The sequence below is a fragment of the Blastomonas sp. 34TW genome, assembly GCF_059803595.1.
In genome coordinates this window covers 1-1,525 of sequence record NZ_JAPFGW010000044.1, presented here as the reverse complement: position 1 = coordinate 1,525, position 1,525 = coordinate 1, and the positions used below count along the sequence as shown (strand labels likewise).

Sequence of the window (1,525 nt, the reverse complement as noted above, 5' to 3'; positions counted from 1 at the left end):
TTGTATGATCCGGGCCTTGTCAAGGTCGCATTGAACGGTTCCTTCTGTTGACAGGTTGGGGGGCCCCACACGCAATGCTCAAGGATTGGCTTCATTCGTTCCGAGGTCAGCTGATGCACTATCCGTGCATAGACTTGTATCCGGTCGCGGCCGTGCCCGCGCACCATAATCCGTATTCACATCCCCGGATCGAGCAAAGGCAGATGCGGACCAAACTACTACTGGGCGTTTTCAGGCGCCATCAACTTTCCCGGTCACACATCACACCAATCCGCGTCGCCTTATCGAGCCTGTTGCAACATAAGCATCAGGCGGCGCGGAGCTCGGCACCTTGAGGGACCAGACCGGTCTCCACAAAGCGCCAAAGCGCGATTAACAATTTTCGGGCGAGGGCAACGATACCCACCTTTGCCGCGCGAGCGCCGTTACCTTTGAACCGGCTGCGATACCAAACGGTTAGTTCGCTACTTGGCTGATATTTCAACCAACACCATGCAAGTTCCACCATCTGCACACGTGTGCTTCGGTTACCGGCTTTGCTTATGCCCTGATCACGCGACACGTCGCCGCTGGCGAAGGGTGCCGGAGCTAACCCAAGGAAGGCCGCGACGTGTCGCCGGCTTTCGAACTTTCGGCAAAAAACTTCTGCGACCAACATTGCCGCGCTGTTCGGGCCAATGCCTTTCAGTTGCTCGAGGCGAACCGCTTTGTCGCGGCATGGAAAGGTGGACTCCTCATGGAGCACGACTTCAGCGCGGTCCCGCTCGATGTCCTTGATCTGATCGTTGAGCAACGCGAGCCGCCCGAAGCAGCGCTCTATTTGTCGGCGAAGGTTTGGTGGCAAAGGCCGCCCGTCGCCGGTGCGCATGTCGTCGAGTTGGCTCGACCAGTCACCGCCCTTGATGGCTTTAACAGATCGTATGCCCTGCAGTGCAAGTAGCCCCCTGATCCGAGAGACAATCCGGGTGCGCTCATGCACGAGATCGCCGCGCTCCCGCATTACTCTGCGCGCGTCCTCCTCCTCGGGGGAGGGCACGTCCACGACACGGCACACGCTTTTGTCGCCAGCAAGATAGGCTTTGAGGATCCCGATCATTGCTTCGGCATCGATCCGGTCGGTTTTTGCGCGCCTGCCTCGCCGCGACACGAGGAAGCTGGCGGGATCCAGCACATAGGTATCGATGTCGTTCGACCGCAGTAGCCTTGCTAGCCAGAAGCCATCATATCCAATCTCGAAGCACAGGCGAATGGTGGCAGGTTCACTGATACGATCAGCGGCCTTGCACTCAAGATTGCGAAGGTGACTGATCAGTGCCGCGCTGCTCCCGGCAGGAATTGTCCGCAGCGAAGGCTTTGCCGCTCCTGGCGAGAGCGAGGCAACAAGCCAGTTGCGCTTGCTGAGCTCAACGCTGACAATGACAGAAGTCTTGGGGCAGTAATCTGACGACGAGTTCTCCATGTAGCGTTCTCCGTGAGGTTTGACGGAACAACGGCATAGCCGATCCGGCCTGCATAGGATCTATTA

Annotated in this window: 1 protein-coding gene; it reads right to left on the bottom strand. The window is 58.2% G+C overall.

The window, feature by feature from the left end; all coding sequences use genetic code 11:
- Positions 1-307 precede the first annotated feature (307 nt).
- Complete coding sequence (locus OPU69_RS19885; RefSeq protein ID WP_058456869.1) at positions 308-1,459, bottom strand: IS110 family RNA-guided transposase; 1,152 nt, start codon at positions 1,457-1,459, stop codon at positions 308-310.
- Positions 1,460-1,525: the final 66 nt, after the last annotated feature.